Source organism: Cytobacillus kochii, assembly GCF_020171845.1.
Lineage (GTDB): Bacteria > Bacillota > Bacilli > Bacillales > Cytobacillaceae > Cytobacillus > Cytobacillus kochii.
The window spans coordinates 353,775-376,608 of the sequence record NZ_JAIVAM010000002.1; the positions used below are offsets into that span (position 1 = coordinate 353,775).

At 36.0% G+C, this 22,834-nt stretch carries 21 protein-coding genes; 16 read left to right on the forward strand and 5 right to left on the reverse strand.

Translation table 11 applies throughout. The features are described from left to right. Positions 1-83 precede the first annotated feature (83 nt). A complete protein-coding gene (gene map / locus LCM23_RS02680) occupies positions 84-830 on the forward strand; it encodes a type I methionyl aminopeptidase (RefSeq protein ID WP_224935458.1) in 747 nt (248 codons plus the stop codon). Between the two features lie 44 nt (positions 831-874). Here the strand turns inward: map and LCM23_RS02685 are convergent, their stop codons facing one another. Next, on the reverse strand, positions 875-1,102 hold the full coding sequence (locus LCM23_RS02685) for a DUF1128 domain-containing protein (protein WP_191815858.1): 228 nt from the start codon (positions 1,100-1,102) through the stop codon (positions 875-877). Positions 1,103-1,250: 148 nt separating this feature from the next. Here LCM23_RS02685 and LCM23_RS02690 point away from each other — a divergent pair, with 148 nt between their 5' ends. Both LCM23_RS02690 and LCM23_RS02695 read left to right on the forward strand, forming a co-directional pair. Beyond that, positions 1,251-1,601 carry a YtxH domain-containing protein gene (locus LCM23_RS02690; protein WP_224935461.1) on the forward strand — a complete coding sequence of 117 codons (351 nt, stop codon included), beginning with the start codon at positions 1,251-1,253 and terminating at the stop codon, positions 1,599-1,601. A 20-nt stretch (positions 1,602-1,621) separates the two neighbouring features. Next, the gene (locus LCM23_RS02695; RefSeq protein WP_095370079.1) at positions 1,622-2,446 is read left to right on the forward strand and encodes a YihY/virulence factor BrkB family protein; all 825 of its coding nucleotides are present in this window, start codon (positions 1,622-1,624) and stop codon (positions 2,444-2,446) included. 206 nt (positions 2,447-2,652) lie between these two features. Here the strand turns inward: LCM23_RS02695 and LCM23_RS02700 are convergent, their stop codons facing one another. Both LCM23_RS02700 and LCM23_RS02705 read right to left on the reverse strand, forming a co-directional pair. Continuing rightward, positions 2,653-4,572, reverse strand: a complete 1,920-nt coding sequence (locus LCM23_RS02700) for a heavy metal translocating P-type ATPase (protein WP_224935464.1) — start codon at positions 4,570-4,572, stop codon at positions 2,653-2,655. A gap of 191 nt (positions 4,573-4,763) precedes the next feature. Further along, the gene (locus LCM23_RS02705) at positions 4,764-5,942 is read right to left on the reverse strand and encodes an MFS transporter (RefSeq protein ID WP_224935467.1); all 1,179 of its coding nucleotides are present in this window, start codon (positions 5,940-5,942) and stop codon (positions 4,764-4,766) included. Between the two features lie 157 nt (positions 5,943-6,099). Between LCM23_RS02705 and cax the strand changes: the two genes are divergently transcribed. Both cax and LCM23_RS02715 read left to right on the forward strand, forming a co-directional pair. After that, a complete protein-coding gene (gene cax, locus LCM23_RS02710) occupies positions 6,100-7,158 on the forward strand; it encodes a calcium/proton exchanger (RefSeq protein WP_224935469.1) in 1,059 nt (352 codons plus the stop codon). Positions 7,159-7,504: 346 nt separating this feature from the next. Beyond that, positions 7,505-8,314, forward strand: coding sequence for a YfkD famly protein (locus LCM23_RS02715; RefSeq protein ID WP_224935471.1), 810 nt, complete (start codon positions 7,505-7,507; stop codon positions 8,312-8,314). Positions 8,315-8,348: 34 nt separating this feature from the next. On the opposite strand, the gene yfkAB is transcribed toward LCM23_RS02715, so the two are convergent. After that, positions 8,349-9,476, reverse strand: coding sequence for a radical SAM/CxCxxxxC motif protein YfkAB (gene yfkAB, locus LCM23_RS02720; RefSeq protein WP_224935473.1), 1,128 nt, complete (start codon positions 9,474-9,476; stop codon positions 8,349-8,351). Positions 9,477-9,620: 144 nt separating this feature from the next. Here yfkAB and LCM23_RS02725 point away from each other — a divergent pair, with 144 nt between their 5' ends. From LCM23_RS02725 to rlmD, 5 genes are all read left to right on the forward strand, one after another. Next, the gene (locus LCM23_RS02725; RefSeq protein WP_095370074.1) at positions 9,621-9,803 is read left to right on the forward strand and encodes an SE1561 family protein; all 183 of its coding nucleotides are present in this window, start codon (positions 9,621-9,623) and stop codon (positions 9,801-9,803) included. 167 nt (positions 9,804-9,970) lie between these two features. Then, a complete protein-coding gene (locus tag LCM23_RS02730; protein WP_281202781.1) occupies positions 9,971-11,521 on the forward strand; it encodes a fumarate hydratase in 1,551 nt (516 codons plus the stop codon). Between the two features lie 125 nt (positions 11,522-11,646). Next, positions 11,647-12,441 (forward strand): delta-lactam-biosynthetic de-N-acetylase, encoded by a 795-nt coding sequence (gene pdaA, locus LCM23_RS02735; protein ID WP_224935475.1) that lies wholly within the window; start codon positions 11,647-11,649, stop codon positions 12,439-12,441. A 325-nt stretch (positions 12,442-12,766) separates the two neighbouring features. Continuing rightward, positions 12,767-13,630 (forward strand): DNA-3-methyladenine glycosylase family protein, encoded by an 864-nt coding sequence (locus LCM23_RS02740; RefSeq protein WP_224935477.1) that lies wholly within the window; start codon positions 12,767-12,769, stop codon positions 13,628-13,630. 17 nt (positions 13,631-13,647) lie between these two features. After that, positions 13,648-15,051, forward strand: coding sequence for a 23S rRNA (uracil(1939)-C(5))-methyltransferase RlmD (gene rlmD, locus LCM23_RS02745; RefSeq protein WP_224935479.1), 1,404 nt, complete (start codon positions 13,648-13,650; stop codon positions 15,049-15,051). A 1,166-nt stretch (positions 15,052-16,217) separates the two neighbouring features. Here the strand turns inward: rlmD and LCM23_RS02750 are convergent. Continuing rightward, positions 16,218-16,826, reverse strand: coding sequence for a YdhK family protein (locus tag LCM23_RS02750; protein WP_224935481.1), 609 nt, complete (start codon positions 16,824-16,826; stop codon positions 16,218-16,220). Positions 16,827-17,004: 178 nt separating this feature from the next. Here LCM23_RS02750 and LCM23_RS02755 point away from each other — a divergent pair, with 178 nt between their 5' ends. The 6 genes from LCM23_RS02755 (at position 17,005) to LCM23_RS02780 (ending at position 22,830) form a co-directional block, all read left to right on the forward strand. Further along, the gene (locus tag LCM23_RS02755) at positions 17,005-17,184 is read left to right on the forward strand and encodes a hypothetical protein (RefSeq protein WP_224935483.1); all 180 of its coding nucleotides are present in this window, start codon (positions 17,005-17,007) and stop codon (positions 17,182-17,184) included. 143 nt (positions 17,185-17,327) lie between these two features. Then, complete coding sequence (locus LCM23_RS02760; protein WP_224935485.1) at positions 17,328-18,056, forward strand: cytochrome c biogenesis CcdA family protein; 729 nt, start codon at positions 17,328-17,330, stop codon at positions 18,054-18,056. A gap of 11 nt (positions 18,057-18,067) precedes the next feature. Next, a complete protein-coding gene (locus LCM23_RS02765) occupies positions 18,068-19,456 on the forward strand; it encodes a HAMP domain-containing sensor histidine kinase (protein ID WP_224935487.1) in 1,389 nt (462 codons plus the stop codon). Continuing rightward, a complete protein-coding gene (locus LCM23_RS02770; RefSeq protein WP_224935489.1) occupies positions 19,449-20,129 on the forward strand; it encodes a response regulator transcription factor in 681 nt (226 codons plus the stop codon). The genes LCM23_RS02765 and LCM23_RS02770 overlap by 8 nt, the downstream gene beginning before the upstream one ends. Before the next feature lie 111 nt (positions 20,130-20,240). Continuing rightward, entirely contained in the window at positions 20,241-20,459 is a 219-nt protein-coding gene (locus tag LCM23_RS02775) for a hypothetical protein (protein WP_224935491.1), read from the forward strand. 202 nt (positions 20,460-20,661) lie between these two features. Continuing rightward, positions 20,662-22,830, forward strand: a complete 2,169-nt coding sequence (locus tag LCM23_RS02780; protein WP_224935493.1) for a heavy metal translocating P-type ATPase — start codon at positions 20,662-20,664, stop codon at positions 22,828-22,830. The last annotated feature ends 4 nt before the right edge of the window (positions 22,831-22,834 follow it).

The following is a 22,834-nucleotide window of genomic DNA, read 5'->3' on the forward strand; positions in this document are numbered from 1 at the left end:
TAAAACTTTTCATTCAGCGCTAATATTAATAAGTAGAGTATAATAACTTTTAATATAACAGTGACTGAAAGAAGGTTTTGCTATTGATCGTGTTGAAATCACCTAGAGAGATTGAAAAGATGCATGAAGCAGGTAAGGTACTTGCTGAATGTCATAAAGAGATTGCCATGAGAATTAAACCGGGTGTAACCACATGGGAAATTGAAGAATTTGTCGATGCCTATCTGAAGAAAATAGGGGCTACACCTGAGCAAAAGGGCTATCGCGGGTATGAATATGCTACCTGTGCCAGCATTAATGATGAAATTTGTCACGGATTTCCGAGGAGGGAACCATTAAAATCAGGCGACATTGTAACGATTGATATGGTGGTCAATTATAATGGTGCTCTTGCAGATTCAGCTTGGACGTACGGCGTTGGAGAAGTGAATGAAAAGGTATCTACCCTATTAGATGTCACAAAGGAATCATTATATAAAGGAATTGAGCAGGTGAAGATAGGCAATCGAATTGGAGATATTGGTTATGCGATTCAACAGTTTGTTGAAGAGAAAGGATTCTCGGTAGTAAGGGAATTTATTGGTCATGGGATAGGGGCAAGCATCCACGAAAAGCCGGATGTTCCTCATTTTGGCCTCCCTCATAAAGGACCAAGAATAAAAGAAGGTATGGTTTTTACTATTGAACCAATGGTGAATACTGGGATGCACCATATGAAGATGGATCAAAATGGCTGGACTGCGCGAACAGTTGATGGTGGTCTATCAGCTCAATATGAACATACCATTGCTGTCGGTAAAGATGGTATCACGATTTTAACTGAGCAATAAAACTAAAAGCAGCTGCATGATTTGCAGCTGCTTATAATAAGGACTTATTTATTCTTGCGCAAGTTTCCTAATTCTTCAGCGATTGCTTGCATTTCATTAGGACTGAAATGATTTTTTTTCATCACTAAATCGTAAATATCTTTTAATTCTTCATACATTTCTTCGTCAAAATGAGAAGATTTAATGGCGCCAATATTTAATACTTTTAGTTTTTCCTTGATTTTTTCGATCATAAAATCGACATTTTCAGTTGATTTCTGTGATAAATTCACTTGATTTCCCCCCATAATATATCAGTAGTATAATCTTTCCATGGTTAAAGTGAAAAGTCAACCATTGATAGGTGTAAAGCTTGCGGGTTTTTAGAGAAAAAAAGAAAATAAAGTATAGGTAGATTAAAAAAATAAAGGAGTGAGGAAAATGGGAAAATCATTGTTTTGGAAAGGTGTTGTCCTTGGAGCGATAGCAGGCGGAGCGCTCACGATGCTAGACCGTGATACAAGAGAAAATGCAAAATCTAAATGCAGAGAAACGACAGAAAGTGCAAAATATTACATAAAAAATCCCGATGAAGCCGTTCAACAAGTGAAAGGTGTCTCTTTAAAGGTTAGAACAGCCGCCCAGCAAATCGGCGAAGATGTGGCTTTCTTAACGACCACAATTGAGGATATTAAAACAAAAGCAATTGAAACAAGAGAAGCCTTAAATGACCCTAAAAGTGAAGTAGAGGTTTCAGAAGCGACGTTAGAAGGGAATGTTAGGAATAACTAACAAGGTTTGGGGGATCGCTGATGAAACAAGTCACTACTTTTGGAAAGGAACTATGGGAGCAAATAGATAAGGATGATGTTTTCGGCGTAGCTGCACAATTGGCCTACTTCTTTCTTCTATCACTTTTTCCATTATTAATTGTTTTGATATCATTGCTACCTTATTTACCGATTACTCAAGAGGATATATTTGCTATCGTTAGAGATTTCGCACCAAAAGAAATTATGTCATTATTGGAAGACAATTTGAGTGCTGTCACAACGAAAAATGGGGCTCTGTTATCAATTGGTATTATCGGTACATTGTGGTCCGCGTCTGCCGCGATAAATGGCATCATGAGGGCTTTTAATAAGGCATATGATGTCGTTGAAAGTCGATCATTTATTGTTGCAAGAGGTATTGCTATGCTTTTAACTATTTCTATGGTTTTTGTTTTCTTAGTAGCATTATTATTACCTGTGTTTGGGAGACAAATTGGTCTATTTATCTTTGATGCATTTGGATTGACTGAGCAATTTTTGAGCATATGGAATGCCCTTAGATGGCTGGCGAGTCCGCTTATCATCTTTATTATCTTTAGTGGATTGTACTGGTTTGCTCCTAATAAGCGTTTAACCAATGTGACAGTTATCCCAGGTTCACTTTTTGCTACAATTGGCTGGATTCTATCTTCCTATGCGTTTTCTTATTATGTGAGTAATTTTGGAAATTACTCGGCGACATATGGGAGTATTGGTGGAATCATTATATTAATGATTTGGTTTTATTTAACGGGTATTATTATTATGATTGGTGGAGAAATAAACGCATTGTTAAATAAATACAGCAAAGTGAAAAACACATAGTAAAAGTTACCTGATTGTAGGGTGCATAAATGGACAACCTAAGCTTAAGGAGGGTGAGTACATTGACTGCAAATAAAGATGGTAACACAAAACAAAAAGGTAAAAATAAACCTAAACAAAAAACATCTAGTTCGGCTAATAAGCAAAACGGCTATCATTAAATAAAGAAGCAGCTATCCATTCACACACTTGGATAGCTGCTTTTTTTAGTTCTTCAACAACCTTAAGCTATTTAATATCACTAAAATGGTTGAACCTTCGTGACCGATTACACCGTAAGGAAGGTCTAATATCTGTAGAAAATTGGAGCAAATTAACAGCATAATAACTGATATAGAGAAAACAATATTTTGTTTAATAATGGTGTTCATGCGTTTGGATAGGGCAATTGCATGAGCGATTTTAGGAAGATCGTTTTTCATTAAAACAATATCTGCTGTTTCTAATGCAACATCGGTTCCTTCTCCCATGGCAATCCCAACATTTGCAGTCGCAAGTGCAGGCGCATCGTTAATTCCATCTCCAACCATTGCTACTTGTTGATACTGATTTCTTAATTCCTTAACATGATCCACTTTTTTTTCTGGCAAACATTCTGCAATAAAGTCTTCTACATTAGCTTCAGCAGAAATGGCTTGAGCGGTGGATTGGCTATCGCCTGTTAACATGATGGTGTAAATACCTTGATCATTTAATTGTTTAACCGCAGCCTTCGTTTCTTGACGAACCTGATCCTTTAATGCGATTAATCCACACACCTCATGATCGCGTTCAAATAAAACGATCGTTTTACCATTCGATGCTAATGTTTCTTGCTGTTCTTTTAATTCTGGCGCAAGTTCGTTATTGTTCAAAATAAATGATGGTTTACCAATTTTCCAAGTGACGCCGTTAATCACTGCTTTAATGCCCCATCCTGGTACATCTTCGATTGATTCGGGCTCTATTAGAGGAGAGCTCTGTTCTTCTTTTGTATACGTGACGATGGCAGTAGCAAGTGGATGGTTTGCATGGTTTTCAATTGATCCAACAATGCGTAAATAATCATCACGATGCTGAGTGTGTAGAGTAATAAAATCTGTTACTTCCGGTCGTCCTTTAGTTAAAGTACCTGTTTTATCAAACGCAATGGCTTTAATATGGCCTAAGTTCTCTAAATGTACCCCGCCTTTAAATAAAATTCCTTGTCTTGCTCCATTTGAAATCGCAGACAATGTAGCCGGCATAATAGAGGCGACAAGTGCACAAGGTGAGGCGACTACTAGAAGAATCATGGCACGGTAAAATGTTTCGTTCCAACTCCATCCAAGTAAGAAGTGTGGGAGAAATAGCATGAGTGCGACGGTCAGTAGTACAATTTTTACATATTTTCCTTCGAAATTCTCTATAAATAACTGACTAGGGGACTTTTCACTTTGTGCTGATTGGACCAGCTGAATGATTTTTTGAAAAAGAGTTTCATCCGCTTTTTTAGTGATTTCTACTTTAATGGCTCCATTCATATTGACGGTGCCGGCATACACTTCTTCAGATAACCCTTTTGTTACAGGAATCGATTCACCAGTAATCGTTGCTTCATCTATAGTTGTTTGTCCGTAGACAATGATTCCATCAGAGGGAACGCGTTCCCCTGGTTTAACTAGAATTTTATCTCCGATTTGGAGTGTAGAAACGTGAACAACTTCTTCACCATCCTCATGAATTAATAAAGCTTCTTCAGGTTGCAAATCCATAAGGCTAGAAATTTCTTTTTTACTTTTATTCATTGTATAAGTTTCTAGTGCGCCACTCATTGCAAAGATAAAAATAAGAATGGCACCTTCAATCCAATAGCCAATAATTGCGGAGCCGATTGCGGCAAAAATCATCAGCATTTCAACGTTTAATTCCTTATTAGCAATCGTTTCTTCAATACCTTCTTTTGCCTTCGCAAACCCTCCGATAATAAAAGATAAGATAAAGATAGTGATAGAAGTTGTTTCATAGCCTCCTTTACTAAGTAACCAACCGATAAGAATAAAAACACCTGAAGTAATTGCGGCTATAAGCTCGATATGTGGTAGTAACTTTTCGAATAATTGACTAGATGATTGCGATTGTTTTTGTACTAGGACATTTCCTTCCATATTTTCATTTCCTCCATTCTCATTGAGAAGAATAATCAACATCATTACCCTTAAAAACGACGAAAGCTGCCACCATATAGGTGACAGCAGAAAAAGTGCCGAATTGATAATATTTAATTGCTTTAATTTTACATTATATTGTAACTTTTGAAAAGGGTTATTCTCTATATTAGACGTTTTTTAAACATAATTTAACTGTGAAACGATTGCTTGCTCATCTTATGGCGACCAAAATAAGCGATAATCGTAAAATTAATGAGCATCATCCCACTAATAACGGCGAAAAAGCTTAGTGATTGTATATATTGAATAAATAAACCGCCTGCGTAGGGTCCAATAAGACTACCTAAGCTAAAGGCAACACCACAAAGAAGATTTCCGGTAGGTAAAAGCTGAGTGGGAGTTAAATCTGTCATATAACTAATTCCCAATGAAAAAGTACTTCCTACAGCCATACCTGCTAAAAATAGTAGCAATATAAGAATGTTGACATTCTGTTCAAATACCGCAGCAGAAGAGAAAAGAATAAAACCACAGAATAAAATAATCATTAAAATATTTCTTCGTCCATAGCGGTCACTTAACATCCCTAAAGGCAATTGAAAAATAATTGCTCCGACAGCAAATGAGGTAAGCAATAACGAAACTGATGAGACTTCTATTCCCATGCGCACGGCATAAACAGGGAAGCTCCCATTTATTGACGATTCTAAGAACCCGTAACTAAATGGTGGAATAAAGGCAATCCAAGCATAAGTAGATACATCGTAAAAACGATGGAAAGTCCCTTTTAGTGATTGAACAGCGATTGTTTGCTGTGGCTGCTCATTATCGAGAAAGAACACAAACCCCCATGCAATAAAACAAAAGAGGGAAGAAATAATAAATGGAAGAGATTCACTTATATGAACTAATGGTGTCATTAGTGGTCCAACAGCAAACCCAATCCCAAAGAATAATCCGTAGATGGAAATATTTCTCCCTCGATTGCGTTCAGGAGAAAATGACGTAATCCATGTTTGTGTTGAAAAATGGAGGGCGTGGTCGCCAATTCCAATCAATAACCTTAAAATAAACCAAAACCAAAAACTCTTCCATAGTGGAAATAATAAGAGGGAAGTAGCTACAAGAAGTCCCCCGATAATAATGACTGGTTTATATCCATATTTTCTTAGGGGATATTCCATGAAAGGTGAAATAAGTAAAATACCAATATATAAACCTGCTGCATTTAAGCCATTTAAACTTGAAGATACACCATCACCTTCAAAAATGATAGCGATGAGCGGTAATAGCATCCCTTGACTAAAACCTGATATCGCAACAATGAATACTAAAATCCAAAACCTTACTCTTAGTTTTTTGTCCATAAAATAACCTCAATAAATGAAAATAATAAATCTTCTACCACAATAGATATTATATGTGGAAGAAGAAATTGACAAGAGAATAATCTTAATCTTTTCATAACAATCCTTAAAAATGTTTATCTTAAGAAATGTAAAGCGATTTTTTGAGGAGGATGGGATGAATAAAGTATTTGCTATACTCGTATTTATTGGCGTACCGTTATCCGTAATAGGAAGTCTTCTACATTGGTCAAGTACATTGATGTTCATTATTTATTGTGTTGCTATCATTGCCTTAGCTAGTTTTATGGGGCGATCGACAGAAAGTTTGAGTATTATTGCTGGTCCTAGAATTGGTGGATTGTTAAATGCGACCTTCGGCAATGCGGTTGAATTAATCATTGCGATTTTTGCATTAAAAGAGGGATTAATTGGTGTTGTTTTAGCATCATTAACAGGAAGTGTATTAGGTAACTTATTATTAGTAGCCGGCCTTTCCTTTTTTATTGGAGGTATAAAGTTTAAAAGGCAAAGCTTTAATATCCATGATGCACGCCATAATGCAGGCTTACTCATCTTTGCAGTCATTGTTGCTTTCGTTATTCCTGAAATATTTTCAATGTCAATGAATGAAGAAAAGACGATGATCTTTAGTATTGGAATAAGCATCATCCTGATGGCTTTATACTTAGCCGCATTATTCTTTAAATTAGTTACACATAGAGGTGTGTATAATAAAGGGGATGAAGACGGAAAGAAGAAAGTGGAGGAAGAACCAGAATGGAGCAAAGGAAAATCCATTTTAGTATTAGCCCTTGCTACATTAGCTGTAGCCTATATTTCTGAAAATCTTGTTCACACCTTTGAGGAAGTAGGACAGACATTTGGTTGGTCGGAATTGTTTATCGGCGTCATTATCGTTGCAATTGTAGGGAATGCCGCAGAACACGCTTCAGCGATTATTATGGCTGCGAAAAATAAAATGGATATTGCCGTAGAGATTGCCGTTGGTTCTACTTTACAAATTGCTATGTTTGTCGCGCCCATTCTTGTCCTTATCTCGCTACTTTTCCCTGTAGCGATGCCGCTCGTATTTACAGTACCAGAATTAATCACGATGGTATCAGCTGTTTTTCTAATGGTTGTTATCTCCAACGATGGTGAGTCTAATTGGTTTGAGGGTGGCACCCTTCTAGCAGCTTATTTTATCATCGGTATAGGCTTTTATTTACTATAATAAAAAAACGACTCCGAGGTTAGCCGGGAGTCGTTTTGAAATATTTCGAATAAAAAGGAAGCGCTTGCAATTTTGTTTTAAACTCATTAAGTATTTAATCGAGGACTGCTAGTGTGCATTCGCTTGAATTCATTAACCACTCCTTTATGGTGTTTGTTCATAAATAAAGCGAATCGTAATGAAGCTGCCCTCCTTTCGAGTGAGTGTATAAATAGTATAAAATATATAAAAACTTTTGTAAATATTCAAAACATTACAAAAATGTTACTTTTTTATTTTCCTTTATGGATAATATTCACATCATACGAAAAAACTAATGCATATAAGTTTGAAAGGAGTAAGAGAAATGAAGAAATGGCTATATGCTTTAGTATTGATGACCATTGGGGTGACATCCTTTCAATCAGCGACATCTGCTGAAGGAAAAATAGAAACAAAGGGGGAAACGATAGAGATACCAAGTTCTGTTTTAAATGTAGAAAAGGACAATACGTATCCAAACCCTGCTCAAGATTTACCAACATTACAGCCGAGTGAATTAACACAAGAATTAATGGAGACATCAAGAGTAAAAATAGATAACCCTGAATTAATACGTATGTTAAATGAAACAACAGTAAATAGTACACCTTTTGCCATCGGATACCGTGCGATTGTTTATTTAGGTCAATGGCCACTCAATTATCAATCACAAGAAACATCACCTAATTGGGAGTTTCAAAAGATCAATACGAATTATTTTGATAATCGCGGGGGAGATGCGGTCTTTCAAATGAATTATGTTCAAGAAATGCAAAAGGTAGTGAAAGGTGGACTTACATCCAAGGTTCCACATGCGCAAGATGTAAAAAAGATGATGTTGTTGAAGGCGACAGAAAAAAGTGGATTACCCTTATCCTTTGAAACGATTGTAGGAGCAGGAACGAAAAAAGATCATAAATATCATGTTGCAATCAACCGCTTGGGCTACCTATATGCATACGCACCTGCTATTAATGAAAAAGGGAAAGTTACTTATGGTGAAGTTTATATAATGTTAAAAGGAAGCAAAAAAACCTTAGTAGTGAAAAATATTACCTCTCAAGGAATTGGCGCATGGATTCCAATACAGGATCATGTCTCATTTGGATTTATTGTTTCGGAACGACCACGTTAAATAGAAAATTGCGCCATTTTATTGGCGCACTTTTCTATTTCTCAACTGAGATATTTGCTTTTTTAGTTTGGAAGTCTATTTCAGGGTAATAACTGTCTTTTACTAACACATTTGGCCCTAAACATCTTGCTTCACTACAATGGCAATTTAAAGACTTAGCAAGCTTCGTTTCCATCCACTTATCGAAAACAGATGGAAGTGCGTCTGTATGTATATTCCCTAAAGGAGGTGTATCACCAAAGTCCGTTACAATCACATCACCAGTAAAAATGTTTACATTTAGTCTTGAACGACCATCAGGATCATTTCTAACAGTGACATTCTGCTCATTATGAAGACGTTGTAATAAAGCTAAGTCTTCTTCATTATTGCTGCATGGATAAAACGGCAATGTTCCAAACAACATCCAAGTATCTTTGTCACGAATATCCAATAGATGATGGATTGCTTGGCGCATTTCTTTTAATGATAAAGTTTCGAGAGTAGATGCAAAATCTGAAGGGTACATTGGATGAACTTCATGACGTTGACAATGCATTTCTTCTGTTATTTGCTTATGGATTTTCTCTAAATAGGGTAATGTTCTTTTATTTAACATTGTTTCAGCAGAGACCATTACACCAGCTTGTACGAGTTCTTTACTATTCTCGATCATACGATCAAAGAGTACCTGTCTTTGCTTTATGGATGGTTTTCTTTCCATCATAGCAAAACCACCCTCAATAAATTCTTCTTCGGTACCCCAGTTATGAGAAATATGTAAAACATCTAAATAAGGGATAATGCTATCATATTTACCTCTATCTAATGTGAGGTTAGAATTAATTTGTGTTCGAATACCGCGTTCATGAGCATACTTAAAAAGAGGGATCACATAGTTATGAACTGATTTCTTCGATAGCATCGGTTCGCCTCCCGTTATAGAGAGTGAACGCAATTGCGGGATTTCCTCTAAGCGTTTGATTAATAAATCAACAGGAAGTCCATCAGGATCTTTTGGTTGCAGAGTATAACCAACAGCACAATGCTCACAACGCATATTGCATAAAACCGTAGTTGTAAATTCAATATTGGATAAGGTTAATTTTCCATAATCATCGATATCCATATAAGCTTCCCAAGGGTCATAACTTGGTGAAATTGGTAACGTTTGAGATATCATTCAAAAAAACTCCTTTAAGTAAATCTGTAGTCATTATTCATCTAACGTAAGCTTCTGTCAACCTTTAATGAAAAATAAACCTTTATTGCAGCTCTATTGCATTTCATGTAGGATTAAAGTTGTGTAGAGAAAGGGGCGAATACTGTGGGCAATTCAATTACTGATAAAGACAATCAAGTAGCTTTCTTAAAGCAACGTCTTCATATGTTTATGGACGTATTAGATGCGATAGAACCTGAAAACACGGAGTTAGAGGATGTTGATCGTCTCATCGAAATGATCGACGATCTTGAATCTAAAGTAAGGGAATTTAATCATAGAGATTAAAAAGAAGTGGTGAAACCCTCTAAAAAAAATTGGGTTTCACCATTTTTTTGTTTCTACAGTTGGTCTTTTCTTGACTAAAGAATGAGTATATAATGGTATACGATAATGATTCTAATTTTTCGCAAAAGAAATTGATCGGTCGCAAAGGGAAAGGGGAACTTTGAGAAATGAATATGGAGCAATTCCAAAAAAGTATGTACGACTTAATTGTAGAAACTTCGACGAATTTACCAAAGGATGTTCGTCGGGCAATTAAGGCAGCAAAAGAAAGAGAAAGTGCTGGTACGAGATCAGCGATGAGTCTGGCAACAATTACAAATAATATCTCTATGGCAGATGATAACGTATCGCCAATCTGTCAAGATACAGGATTACCGACATTTAAAATCAAAACACCAGTTGGCGTCAATCAACTAAAGATTAAAGAAGCAATTAAGAATGCTATTGCAGAAGCAACAAACGATAGTAAATTGAGACCTAACTCTGTTGATTCCTTAACAGGTGCTAATAGCGGAGATAATTTAGGTGGTGGCACACCAGTTATTAAATTTGATCAGTGGGAAGAAGAGTATATAGACGTTCGTTTAATTCTAAAAGGCGGCGGCTGTGAAAATAAAAATATACAATATAGTTTGCCTGCAGAACTTGATGGTTTAGGAAGAGCTGGACGCGATTTAGATGGTATACGTAAATGTATAATGCATTCGGTTTATCAAGCACAAGGACAGGGATGTAGTGCAGGGTTCATAGGTGTAGGGATTGGCGGAGATCGTTCATCTGGTTATGATTTAGCAAAGGAACAACTATTCCGTTCTGTAGATGATGTAAATCCAAATGAAGATTTACGAAAACTTGAGGAATATGTTCTTAAAAATGCAAACGAGCTTGGAATTGGGACAATGGGGTTCGGAGGAGAAACGACTTTATTAGGATGTAAAGTTGGTGTGATGAATCGTATTCCTGCTAGCTTTTTCGTATCTGTAGCCTATAATTGTTGGGCATATCGTAGACTTGGGGTAAAAGTAAATCCTGACACAGGTGAAATTAATGAATGGCACTATCAAGATGGTGAAAAAATTAATTTTGCTGACGAAGCAGCGCAAGAAACCGCTGCAACAACAGAAGCTGAACAAGAAACAAAAGTTGTTACGCTTCAAGCTCCAATAACAGAGGAACAAATCCGTGAACTTAAAGTTGGCGATGTGGTCCAAATCAATGGTCGAATGTATACAGGTCGTGATGCGATCCATCATCATTTAATGGAGAACGATGCCCCTGTAGATTTAAATGGACAAGTAATATATCATTGTGGACCAGTAATGATGAAAGATGATCAAGAAAAATGGCATGTAAAAGCAGCAGGTCCAACTACAAGTATCCGTGAAGAACCATATCAAGGAGATATTATGAAAAAATTCGGTATTCGCGCCGTGATTGGAAAAGGCGGTATGGGACCGAAAACATTAAAAGCGCTAGAAGAGCATGGTGGAGTATACTTAAATGCAATTGGTGGAGCAGCGCAATATTATGCTGATTGTATTAAAGAAGTAGAAGGTGTTGATTTAATGAACTTCGGTATTCCAGAAGCAATGTGGCACCTACGTGTAGAAGGATTCACAGCAGTAGTTACAATGGATTCTCACGGAAATAGTCTTCATAGAGATGTAGACAAATCCTCGTTAGAGAAGCTAGCGAAATTTAAAGAACGTGTATTTTAATTTGTTCTTGAGACACCAACATAGAATGGTGTCTCTTTTTTATATGGATAACTATTTTGGAAACTTTTAGCGCTCGTAATTTATTGTTGCTAGCAAACAATAAGAAAAAAAGAAGGAGAAGCGCTATGAAAAAATTGATGATATTAGGAAGTATCTTTCTGTTTATCTGTTCAATCCCTGTCTCAGCAAGCGAATTCAGCCATGCTCCTATTCATTGGGGAATTAAAAAAGCACAGAATGAATCGCCGGCGGAAGCGGGAAAAATGCTTGATAATCTTCTAACAAAGCATCAATCTGTTTATAAGGGAGATCCGACTAAAAAAGATATTTATCTTACTTTTGATAATGGGTATGAAAATGGGTATACGGATAAAATTCTTGATGTGCTTAAAAAAGAACAAGTACCTGCGACATTCTTTATTACGGGTCATTATATTCGTACGGCACCAGATTTAGTAAAAAGGATGGCAAAGGAAGGACATATAATCGGTAACCATTCTTGGACTCACCCAGATATGACAAGGATCAGTCGCGATAAATATAAACAAGAATTAGAAAAAGTGAGAGCAGAGACGGAAAAGTTAACAGGTGTTAAACATATGTCCTATTTAAGACCACCTCGTGGTATTTTTAACGAACAAGGATTGGCTTACGCAAATGAATTAGGCTATACCCATATCTTTTGGTCTCTAGCCTTTGTTGATTGGAAAACAGATCAACAAAAAGGCTGGAAATACTCCTATGACAACATTATGAAGCAGATTCATCCAGGAAGCATATTATTATTACACACAGTATCAAAAGATAATGCAGATGCTTTGCAACAAGCAATTGTGGATTTAAAAAAACGAGGATATGAATTCAAATCATTAGACGATCTTATGTGGAGCCAAGCCTTGGATAGCTCCTACTTATATTAACAGTCACCACCTACAATGAACTTCATTGTAGGTGTTTTGATTTATAAAGAAAGGATAATGGCAAACAGAGAGTGCTTTGGATCTATAAGTCATAAAAAAGCGAAAAACAAAGCTAACAAAGTTCCATCAAAATTTATAAGCAACATAAATAATAGATGCAGTATTCATCATTTATAAGAAGTAAAAATCCCCATTAAATCATAGTGAAATTCTTGTTATAATTATATGTAAGAACAGGTATTCGTCTTGATAGAAGACAGTTGAAAAAGCTCATAAAAAGATCCTTAGTATAATACGAGAAAAAACAGTGAAGGATGAACGGTGAATGGAGATAATAAAAGAAATAGGTGGACCCTATAATTTTGATGCTGTTTTAAGTCGCTTATCAAGTGACCCGCTTATTTGGGTGAATCGAGACAAGAGAATGTTAAAGGTACCCCTTAAGTTACAAAATGAATCCATCGTCGTTACAATCACAGGTTTGGGTACAACGAACAAACCTAAATTTCTAATGACAGGATTAAATGAAGTAACAAAAGAAGAAGCGTTGGTGAGATTAACAGATATTTTTCGGTGGAATATTCCCTTAGCAGATGTTCATCAACATTTTCTAAAAACGGATTTGCGTCATGTGTTTCTTGCTCATTATGGAACACCTTTTGTGTTAGATTTTGATTTATTTGGTTCGCTCCTCAAATGTATTGTTCATCAACAATTGAATATGAAATTTGCTTATACGCTTACAATGAGGTTTGTGCATAAGTTTGGTTATGAGAAAGATGGTGCTTGGTTTTATCCTGATCCTGAAACAGTAGCTAATGTAACAATTGAAGATTTAAGGGCATTACAATTCAGTGGTAGGAAAGCAGAGTATGTTATTGGGATTGCTAAAGAGTTAGCAGAAAAGCAATTATCTTTATTGCAACTAAAAGAACTGTCAGATCGTGAAATTCATGATAAACTGATTAAATTAAAAGGCGTAGGTCCATGGACAGTGCAGAATTTTTTGATGTTTGGTTTAGGGAGAGATAATCTTTATCCAATGGCAGATATTGGCCTGCAAAATGCGTTAAAAAAGCTTTATCAATTAGAGCAGAAGCCTTCCTACGAACAAATGGAATTATATGCAAAAGACTGGACGCCTTATTTAAGCTATGCCACCTATTATTTATGGCGTAGTATCGAATAACTGTGGAGTGATTATTTTTGAATAAACAAACGAATCGTAAAAAAGAAACTGCCGTTCAGTTAAAACTCAAGCAACGGTTTCCTTTAACAATCAAAAGGTTAGGTATTAACGGAGAGGGTGTCGGATATTTCAAAAAGAAAGTGGTCTTTGTTCCTGGTGCCCTGCCTGATGAAGAGGTTGTAGTAGAAGTCACAAATGTTCAACCGAAATTTTCAGAAGCAAAGATAAAAAAAGTTAGGAAACCTTCTCCCTACCGAGTAGAGGCACCTTGTCCGTTATTTGGTGAGTGTGGCGGATGTCAGTTACAACATCTTCGCTATGATCGCCAGTTAATAGAAAAAAGGGATATGGTTATTCAATCGTTAGAGAGACACACCAAAATAGATCCAAGCACCATTCAAATAAAACAAACAATCGGAATGGAGGACCCTTGGAGATACCGGAATAAAAGCCAATTTCAAGTAGGGACGAAGCAAGGTGAAGTGATTGCAGGATTATATAGCATGAATTCACATCAGCTTATTGATATTGATGAATGCATCGTGCAGAAGCCAGAAACAATATCTGTTACAAATACGATGAAGCGTATTCTTCAAGATTTAAACATTAGTGCTTATAATGAACGCACGCGCAAAGGTGATATCCGTACAATTGTGACGAGAGTGGGTGTGAAAACTGGGGAAGTGCAAGTTGTGCTCATTACAAGACAAAAAGAGCTTCCAAAGTCTTCACTAATAGTAGAAGAAGCTACCAAGCGGATTCCGAATTTACGTTCGATTATTCAAAATGTCAATGGCCAAAAAACATCTCTCATTTTTGGGGATGAAACCATACCACTTGCGGGTGAAACGTTTATATATGAAATGCTAGGGGATATCCAATTTGAATTATCGGCACGTACTTTTTTTCAACTCAATCCAGAGCAAACCGTCAAATTGTATAATGAAGTCAAAAAAGCAGCAAATCTAACTGGTAAAGAAACGATTGTTGATGCGTACTGCGGAGTAGGAACAATTGGATTATGGTTGGCAGATCAAGCAAAAGAAATACGTGGAATGGATATTATAAAAGAATCAATCACAGATGCAAAGAGAAATGCAGCTAAACATGGAGTGAAGCATGCTAAATATGTAACGGGTAAGGCTGAAGAATGGTTACCTAAATGGGTGAAAGAAGGCTTTCGTCCAGATGTTATCGTTGTCGATCCCCCAAGAACAGGTTTGGATCAAGCATTATTAAAAACAATCCAACAAGTCAAACCTAAAAAATTGGTTTACGTGTCTTGTAACCCATCTACACTGGCAAAAGACATCGATTTTCTCCACCGTCAATATAAAGTAAAAAGCATACAGCCAGTAGACATGTTTCCACAAACTGCCCACGTGGAGTGTGTCGTCTTATTAACCTTGATATATGTCTAATTAAAAAGTAAACTTCCGAATCAAAATAAACATTTCCGATTAAGACCCCGATTTCGTGAAAATAAACATTTCCGATTTCCGGGTCTTTTTCATGCTCATCCCTTGTCTTGTATCGGTTTTCTCGTGTTTCCATTACGCAACATTCTCGGAGAACTTTATTTTAAAACAGAAAAAAAGATGAAAAAACAGGCGGAAAAGAGGGGAAAATGGAGTGTTTTTGAACCAAAAATCCTTCAAAATGGGGGTTCGGTCGGAAATCTTTATTTTAACTCGAACGGTGGAATGGGGGTTGGAGTGGGGTGATTTGAGAGATGTTTATTTTAATGTCACATAGTAGAGAAAAGATATTTAGTTTAGTTTGTAATATTTCATCCAGTAATATAGAAATGTGAGTTAAGAGGAAAGAATGTGTCTGTTGAATTACAATGGAATTTCGTTAAGAGTGTAACTGTAGAATGAGTTTAATAAAAGGTTGGGTGTTGTTGTCTCCCTGTAACTCTCTTGTTCCCAACGTAACTTTGTTCCTCCCTACTGTAACTAAGTTGGTATCGAAGCGGGAAAAGGAAGCGGAGAGCTCAATATGTATTCAATCACTTTTTTAATCGGTTTTTTCAATCAAAAATCAATATCAATTCGGGGCGGGTCTAGCAGGACTTCGTCCCTTTTTGGTTTTTCCCAAAATCGGGAGAAAGTCTGATATCCCTTGCCGTTACTGGATTCAATAGGTATCCAATCTCTTATCAATTGTTTTCCTCACCCTATAAATACGTAGGATTTTCTTCATCTTTATTCGTTCTATTCTTCCGTCTCTTCTGTTCCAAAACTGCTTTCTTTCTCGACTATTATCCTGACACGTTCACCCGAACGGGGGAAGTACTTAGTTACAATGACCGAATATTCTATACAACCCAGAAGTGGAAAAAGAGGGGGAAATCGAGTGATTTGGGGAAGAACTAAGTTCCATTGTCTTGTGGCGTAAAAGAGAGGGTGAAGGCTTGGGGGACAAGGGTTTGAGGGGGATTTGGTTGGGGAAGGAGAAAGTTACAGATACATATAGTAGACGGAAGATTAGAGACTTGAGATAAGATGTTTAATGTGTAGAGGGGAATAAAAAGGACTGTCCTGATTAACAGGTCAGACCTTTTTTAGGAAGAAAGAATCTTTAGTTATTCAACAGGAGTTAATTCGTTCTCCGTTACCCATTTATGATTTTCCACTTCTTCTCCAGTTTCTGTATCCGTATAGCTTACCATGTAGACAGTGGTGTCTTCTGCAGAATCAATTGTAGCTGTAGCCCCTTTCATGCCTTCCATATGATCTGCTTCAAGAACAATTTCATCTTCTAGCTCGTATGGTTGTTCTTCTGCATTTTCAATTTCTTCATGGATAACCCACTTATGATCTTCTACCGTTTCTCCTCCAGTAGTTGGTGTATAGGTAACAGTATAAACAGTTGTGTCATAAGAACCGTCAATAGTTGCTACAGCTTCATCCATGCCTCCCATATGGTTCGCTTGAATTACTGCTTCGCTTCCTTCTGTATATGTTGGATCTTCAGCATTTGCTATATCCTCTGGAACTTCACCTGAGCTTGAGTGATCCATATTTGCATGTGGATCTGATTCAGTTTCCATATTATCCTCGTTTGCTTCTGATTCCATTTCTGTATCCGGACTTTCATCTGGACTTGTCCCCTCATTATCACCAGTACATGCAGCTAAGACAAAAAGGGAGATTAAAGAAATGAATCCTATAAGTAGCTTTTTGATTGTCATATCAAAACACCTTTCTTTATGTATTTGTTAATACCTTACCCGTAAAATGTGCAAGTTATTTGCAGAGTTTATTACATTTTGATTAAAACCCATTTTCATAGGCAGGCCCAAATGCATATTTTCTTGAAAAATTTACTGTATTATTATAGAAAGCAATTCAATTAAGAAGGTGAATATAATGCATTTTATGCACGGATACGGATCAATCTGGCCAATGATGGTTATGATAATTTTCTGGCTAGGCTTAATGATTATTGGTGTTTTTCTAATCACAAATTACGTTAATGGAGGGTATCATGAAAAAAAAATCATCATTAGAGATCTTAAAGGAACAGCTAGTAAAAGGAGAAATAGATGAACAAGATATGAACGATTAAAATCAATTTTAAAGAAATAAAAATAATTCTGCATAAAAACTTGATATTTTTCTTCTATGATATTATAAGAACATCTATTTTTAAAATTACCTATAATAGTAAACTGTAAGTGAGTTGAATAAATATGTTTGACCTTTTTAATCAAATTAGCGGGATGCTAAGTGGACCAATTCATGGTCTAGCTTATGGCTTCGAGCACATTCCAGTATTATTTGCCTTTTTTCTGGGGTTAGTTGGGGCTGTTGCACCATGCCAATTAACAAGCAATGTTAGTGCTATTACTATATATGGGAATAAATCATTGATGGGTAGAGTTCCCTGGTTACATGTATTCTTGTTTATTATTGGAAAGATTGTAGTCTTCTCTGCTCTAGGAATAATGATTTGGTTACTAGGGAAAGAAGTAAATAGCACATTAACTCAACTATTTCCAGTCATTAGAAAAGCAATAGGACCACTTCTAATCATTATCGGCTTATTTATGATCGGATTGTTTAAATTTAATAAATCACTAGGAAGAATCAGATTACCAGAGAAATTAAAAGATAGCCATTTGGGAAGTTTTTTGATGGGAGTAAGTTTTACTTTGGCATTTTGTCCAACGATGTTTGTACTGTTTATCATGACGTTAATGCCAGTTGTTTTGACAACATCATATGGCATTATATTGCCATCAGTATTTGGGATTGGGACATCTCTTCCCCTTTTGGTAGTAATCTTTCTCATTTGGTATTTTGGTGCAAGTGGAGTAATCTTAAAGAAAAGCAGAAAGATAGGGGCTATTACCCAAAAAGTTGCCGGTGGATTACTCCTTATTATAGGTATTTTTGACACATTAACCTATTGGTTGTAAAGAGGTCAGTTATGTTTAATAAACTATCTTTAAAAATCGGATTATTATTTTTCATTTTTATTTTAATCATTGAATCTTTTCTATTTTTTATATTATACACGAATTTGGTCAATGAGCGAATTGAAGAAGTAATGAATAACCTCTTAGCACGAGGAAATATGCATAGTGCTGTACTAGAAGATAATTTTGACAGTCCTACATTAGAGCATGTTGGACTAATGGAATCTGCCTCTGATTTTGCAGTTATCATCACTGATGAAACAGGAAATATCATTATAAACTCTGACCCAGTTGAACAAGAAATGAAAGATGCAATCGAACATACTGATTATAATGATATGCCAACTGAGGGGGAAATCGTTGAGAATCGTTGGAATAAGAAGAAGTATATAGTAGCAGATAGTCCAATTACAATTAATGGTAAACATCAAGGTCACGTCTTTATGTTTGCTCCTACAAATAATGTGAAAAAAATTGTTGATCATTTAAGTGATCAATTTCTCGTAATCGGCATGATAACGATACTATTAACTATTATTACTATTTTTATTCTGTCTAGGTTTATTACGCTTCCAGTGATTAAAATAAAGGAAGCGACGGAACAGTTAAGTAAAGGGAAAAATAAGGTTGAGTTAAATACGGAAAGAAAAGATGAACTAGGAGAGTTATCAAATTCTATTACTAAATTATCCCAGGACTTGGAACGACTAAGAAATGATAGAAATGAATTTTTAGCGAGTATATCACACGAACTTAGGACTCCATTAACCTATATAAAAGGATATGCGGATATAATCAGTCGCCCTGATATTACACGTGAAGAAAAAGAAGAGTTTATTATTATAATACGTGAAGAAACAGAACAATTAAATGTACTTATAAAGAATTTGTTTGAATTAGCCAAAATGGATAAAAACAATTTTGTCATTCATCCTGAAAAGGTTCTGTTAGAAGAGTTACTCTATTCGCTAGCGGACCGTATTAGACCTGCTTATGCAGAAAAAAACATAACATTATCTGTTAGCTGCCCCAAGGATATAATAGCATTTGTCGATTCAGAGAGAATTCAACAGGTTTTACTAAATATATTAGATAATGCTAGAAAACATTCTTTTGAAGGTGGCTATGTTTCATTAGAGGTATATGAAACGAATCAAGTTACAAATATTATTATTACTGATGATGGGGAGGGGATTCCGAAAGAAGACCTTCCAAAAATATTTGATCGTTTATACAGAGTTGAAAAATCGAGGTCACGAAAAAGTGGTGGTGCTGGGTTAGGGTTAGCAATTGTTAAAGAAATTATAGAATCCCATGGGGGAAGTGTGGAAGTACTAAGTGAATTAGGAAAGGGTACAAGTGTTACTATTTCATTAAGGAGAGGCAACAAAGATGAATAAAGTTCTATTAGTTGATGATGAAAAGCGTATGTTAGATTTATTAGCTTTGTATTTGAGACCTCACAATTATGATTACAAAAAAGCTATTGATTCAAATGAAGCCTTGAGATTTCTGAAAGAAGAGGCTTTTGACATCGTTTTACTTGATGTAATGATGCCAAAAATGGATGGTTGGGAACTATGCAAGGAAATCAGGAAATTTTCTGATGTTCCTATTATTATGGTTACTGCACGTGAACAGAGAGAAGATATTGTTAAAGGATTAAAACTAGGGGCAGATGATTATATTACAAAGCCGTTTAACGAAGATGAATTATTAGCTAGAATGGAAGCACTACTACGCAGAAGAACTCCAACTAATTATGTTGAAATAAATGGGTTACTATGGGATGAAAGAAGTTATGAGCTTTCCTATAAAAATAAGGCAATCAAACTAACACCTAAAGAATTTATCATGATTGGATATTTGATAAAAAACCCTAATCAAGTGTTTGGACGGGAGCAACTAATCGACCTAATTTGGGGATTTGAATCAGATACAGGTGGAAGAACAGTTGACTCCCACGTGAGAAATATAAGAGAAAAGATCCGTCAGGCAGGATTCCCTATTGATGAACATTTTATAACTGTTTGGGGTGTGGGGTATAAATGGATTAACACTCCCATCAATTGATTCCTAAATTAGATTTATGGAAACCCTGCTCTTTTTGTCAATAATTTGTAACGTTTTCTCGATAATTAATTGAAAAACTTTTTTTAAATTTATTATAAGGGAGGGATACAGATGAAAAAAAGACTTATATCTTTGGGTCTTGTAGTTGCTTTTGTTTTAGGTATAGGAAATGTTGTGTATGCAAATAGTGAGACAGAAGGCTGGGGCTTTGAGGAAATGCTTCCATTCATGAAACAAATGCACCCAGAGATGAATGAACAAAAAATGGAGCAAATGTATCAAAATTGTCATGGTTCAAGTGATGAGGTTCCTATGAATAAACAATTATAACACCATTTGCCATAACAGACTAATATCCCCCTAACATCAGTCGAAATAATAAAAAAATAGAACTACTATGAATAGTTCTGTTTTTTTGTGGTTAAAAATTACCCAACAGGGGTATAGTATGGTATGTTAGAAATAAGAAAGGTAGATGTTGTGCAAAATATGTATCGACAAATAAAATAATATTTTGGAGGGAGTGTTATCAATGGCAAAACATGAGCATGAAAAACATATGCATAGTGAACATGAACACAATAAACACCAACACCATGACCATCAAAACCTCGAACACCATAATCATGACCATAATAGTAAACATAATCATGAGACTCACCATGAACATAGCGGGCATGAAGGCCATAATAATCATGATCATGATAGTCACGGAAATAACGGACATCATCATGGTAGTCACGGTGGCCACGGCCATCATGATCATGGAGGTATGGTAGATGATTTTAAGAAACGATTCTTTATTTCTTTAATTTTTACCATTCCAATTCTCGCACTATCTCCGATGATTCAGGATTTTACTGGGGTAGATTGGCGTTTTACCGGTGATATGTATATTTTATTCGCATTATCATCAATAGTATTCTTCTATGGTGGCTGGCCGTTTATAACCGGTGGAATCCACGAACTGAAAGACAAGAATCCTGGAATGATGACGCTAATAGCCCTAGCAATCACCATTGCATATGGATATAGTACTCTTGTTGTATTCGGATGGGAAGGTCATCAGTTATATTGGGAATTAGCAACGTTAGTGGATATTATGTTGTTAGGACATTGGATTGAAATGCGATCTGTAATGGGAGCATCTAATGCACTAGAGCAACTAGTGAAACTCATGCCTAATGAAGCACATAGGATAGATGATAACGGACAGATACAAGATGTTCCTTTGTCAGATTTGAAAAGTAATGACAGGGTACTTGTAAAACCAGGTGAAAAAATTCCTGTTGATGGGACAATTATTGATGGGAAGTCAGCAATTGACGAGTCTATGCTAACAGGAGAGTCAATTCCAGTTGAAAAAAACAAAGGTGATGAAGTAATCGGTGGGTCTGTGAATAAAGAAGGTTCGCTTACGATTCAAGTAGAAAAAACTGGTGAAGATTCGTATTTATCACAGGTTATTACAATGGTTAAAGAAGCTCAGGAATCAAAATCCAAGACACAGGATTTAACAAATCGTGCAGCAAAATGGTTGTTTTATCTTGCTTTAACGGCAGGTTTCGCAACACTTTTCATTTGGTTATTACTTGGATATTCATTTGATGTAGCTGTTGAACGTATGGTGACAGTAATGGTTATTACATGTCCTCATGCCTTGGGATTAGCTGCACCACTTGTCGTAGCAGTTTCTACAGCGATATCAGCTAAAAAAGGGTTGTTAATTCGTAACCGTGCAAACTTTGAAGGTGCACGCAATCTAAATGCGGTTGTTTTTGATAAGACTGGTACACTAACTAAAGGTGAATTTGGTGTAACTGACATCATACCTAGTGAGGGGTATAGTGAAGATGAAATTTTAAAATTGGCAGCTAGTATAGAGCAAAATTCTGAACATCCTATAGCAACTGGAATTGTGAAAGAGACGAATGAAAAAGATATTAATTTAGGAAAAGTTACAGACTTTGAATCAATAACAGGCAAAGGTATTCAAGGGAAAGTAGATGGTAAAAAAGTAAATGTTGTAAGTCCAGGCTATGTAAATAGCAATAACTTATCGTATAACAAGCTATTATTTAATAAAATGTCTGAAGAAGGAAAAACAGTTGTATTTGTCCTACTTGAAGATGAGCTGATTGGTATGATTGCACTTGCAGACATAGTTCGGGAAACAGCAAAAGAAGCAATTGCAACCTTAAAGAAAAATGGAATTCATTCAATTATGCTTACGGGTGATAATAAAAAAGTAGCTAACTGGGTGGCAAATCAATTAGGAATAGAAGAAGTTTATGCGGAAGTTCTACCAGATGATAAAGCAAATCAAATAAAACGGATTCAAGAAAAGGGTTGGAAGGTTGCTATGACGGGAGATGGAGTCAATGATGCTCCAGCACTTGCGACAGCAGATTTAGGTATTGCAATTGGTGCAGGTACAGATGTAGCAATGGAAACCGCTGATGTTGTTCTTGTTAAAAGTAACCCAAATGATGTTGTAGCTCTAATGGATTTATCAAGAAAAACATATCGAAAAATGGTACAGAATCTATGGTGGGCAACAGGATATAACATTTTTGCAATCCCACTTGCTGCGGGTGTCCTAGCCCCAGTTGGAATTGTGTTAAGTCCAGCAGTTGGTGCTGTACTGATGAGTTTAAGTACAATAATTGTGGCTATTAATGCAAGATTGTTGAAAGCATAATGTC

Coding starts and splice junctions, on each gene's coding strand:
- LCM23_RS02765 (WP_224935487.1), top strand. CDS start 18,068: ATGTTTAATAAACTATCTTTAAAAATCGGATTATTATTTTTCATTTTT.
- LCM23_RS02780 (WP_224935493.1), top strand. CDS start 20,662: ATGGCAAAACATGAGCATGAAAAACATATGCATAGTGAACATGAACAC.
- LCM23_RS02775 (WP_224935491.1), top strand. CDS start 20,241: ATGAAAAAAAGACTTATATCTTTGGGTCTTGTAGTTGCTTTTGTTTTA.
- LCM23_RS02695 (WP_095370079.1), top strand. CDS start 1,622: ATGAAACAAGTCACTACTTTTGGAAAGGAACTATGGGAGCAAATAGAT.
- LCM23_RS02740 (WP_224935477.1), top strand. CDS start 12,767: ATGGAGATAATAAAAGAAATAGGTGGACCCTATAATTTTGATGCTGTT.
- LCM23_RS02770 (WP_224935489.1), top strand. CDS start 19,449: ATGAATAAAGTTCTATTAGTTGATGATGAAAAGCGTATGTTAGATTTA.
- LCM23_RS02690 (WP_224935461.1), top strand. CDS start 1,251: ATGGGAAAATCATTGTTTTGGAAAGGTGTTGTCCTTGGAGCGATAGCA.
- LCM23_RS02700 (WP_224935464.1), bottom strand. CDS start 4,572: ATGGAAGGAAATGTCCTAGTACAAAAACAATCGCAATCATCTAGTCAA.
- LCM23_RS02750 (WP_224935481.1), bottom strand. CDS start 16,826: ATGACAATCAAAAAGCTACTTATAGGATTCATTTCTTTAATCTCCCTT.
- yfkAB (WP_224935473.1), bottom strand. CDS start 9,476: ATGATATCTCAAACGTTACCAATTTCACCAAGTTATGACCCTTGGGAA.
- LCM23_RS02755 (WP_224935483.1), top strand. CDS start 17,005: ATGCATTTTATGCACGGATACGGATCAATCTGGCCAATGATGGTTATG.
- LCM23_RS02705 (WP_224935467.1), bottom strand. CDS start 5,942: ATGGACAAAAAACTAAGAGTAAGGTTTTGGATTTTAGTATTCATTGTT.
- cax (WP_224935469.1), top strand. CDS start 6,100: ATGAATAAAGTATTTGCTATACTCGTATTTATTGGCGTACCGTTATCC.
- LCM23_RS02760 (WP_224935485.1), top strand. CDS start 17,328: ATGTTTGACCTTTTTAATCAAATTAGCGGGATGCTAAGTGGACCAATT.
- LCM23_RS02730 (WP_281202781.1), top strand. CDS start 9,971: ATGAATATGGAGCAATTCCAAAAAAGTATGTACGACTTAATTGTAGAA.
- LCM23_RS02715 (WP_224935471.1), top strand. CDS start 7,505: ATGAAGAAATGGCTATATGCTTTAGTATTGATGACCATTGGGGTGACA.
- pdaA (WP_224935475.1), top strand. CDS start 11,647: ATGAAAAAATTGATGATATTAGGAAGTATCTTTCTGTTTATCTGTTCA.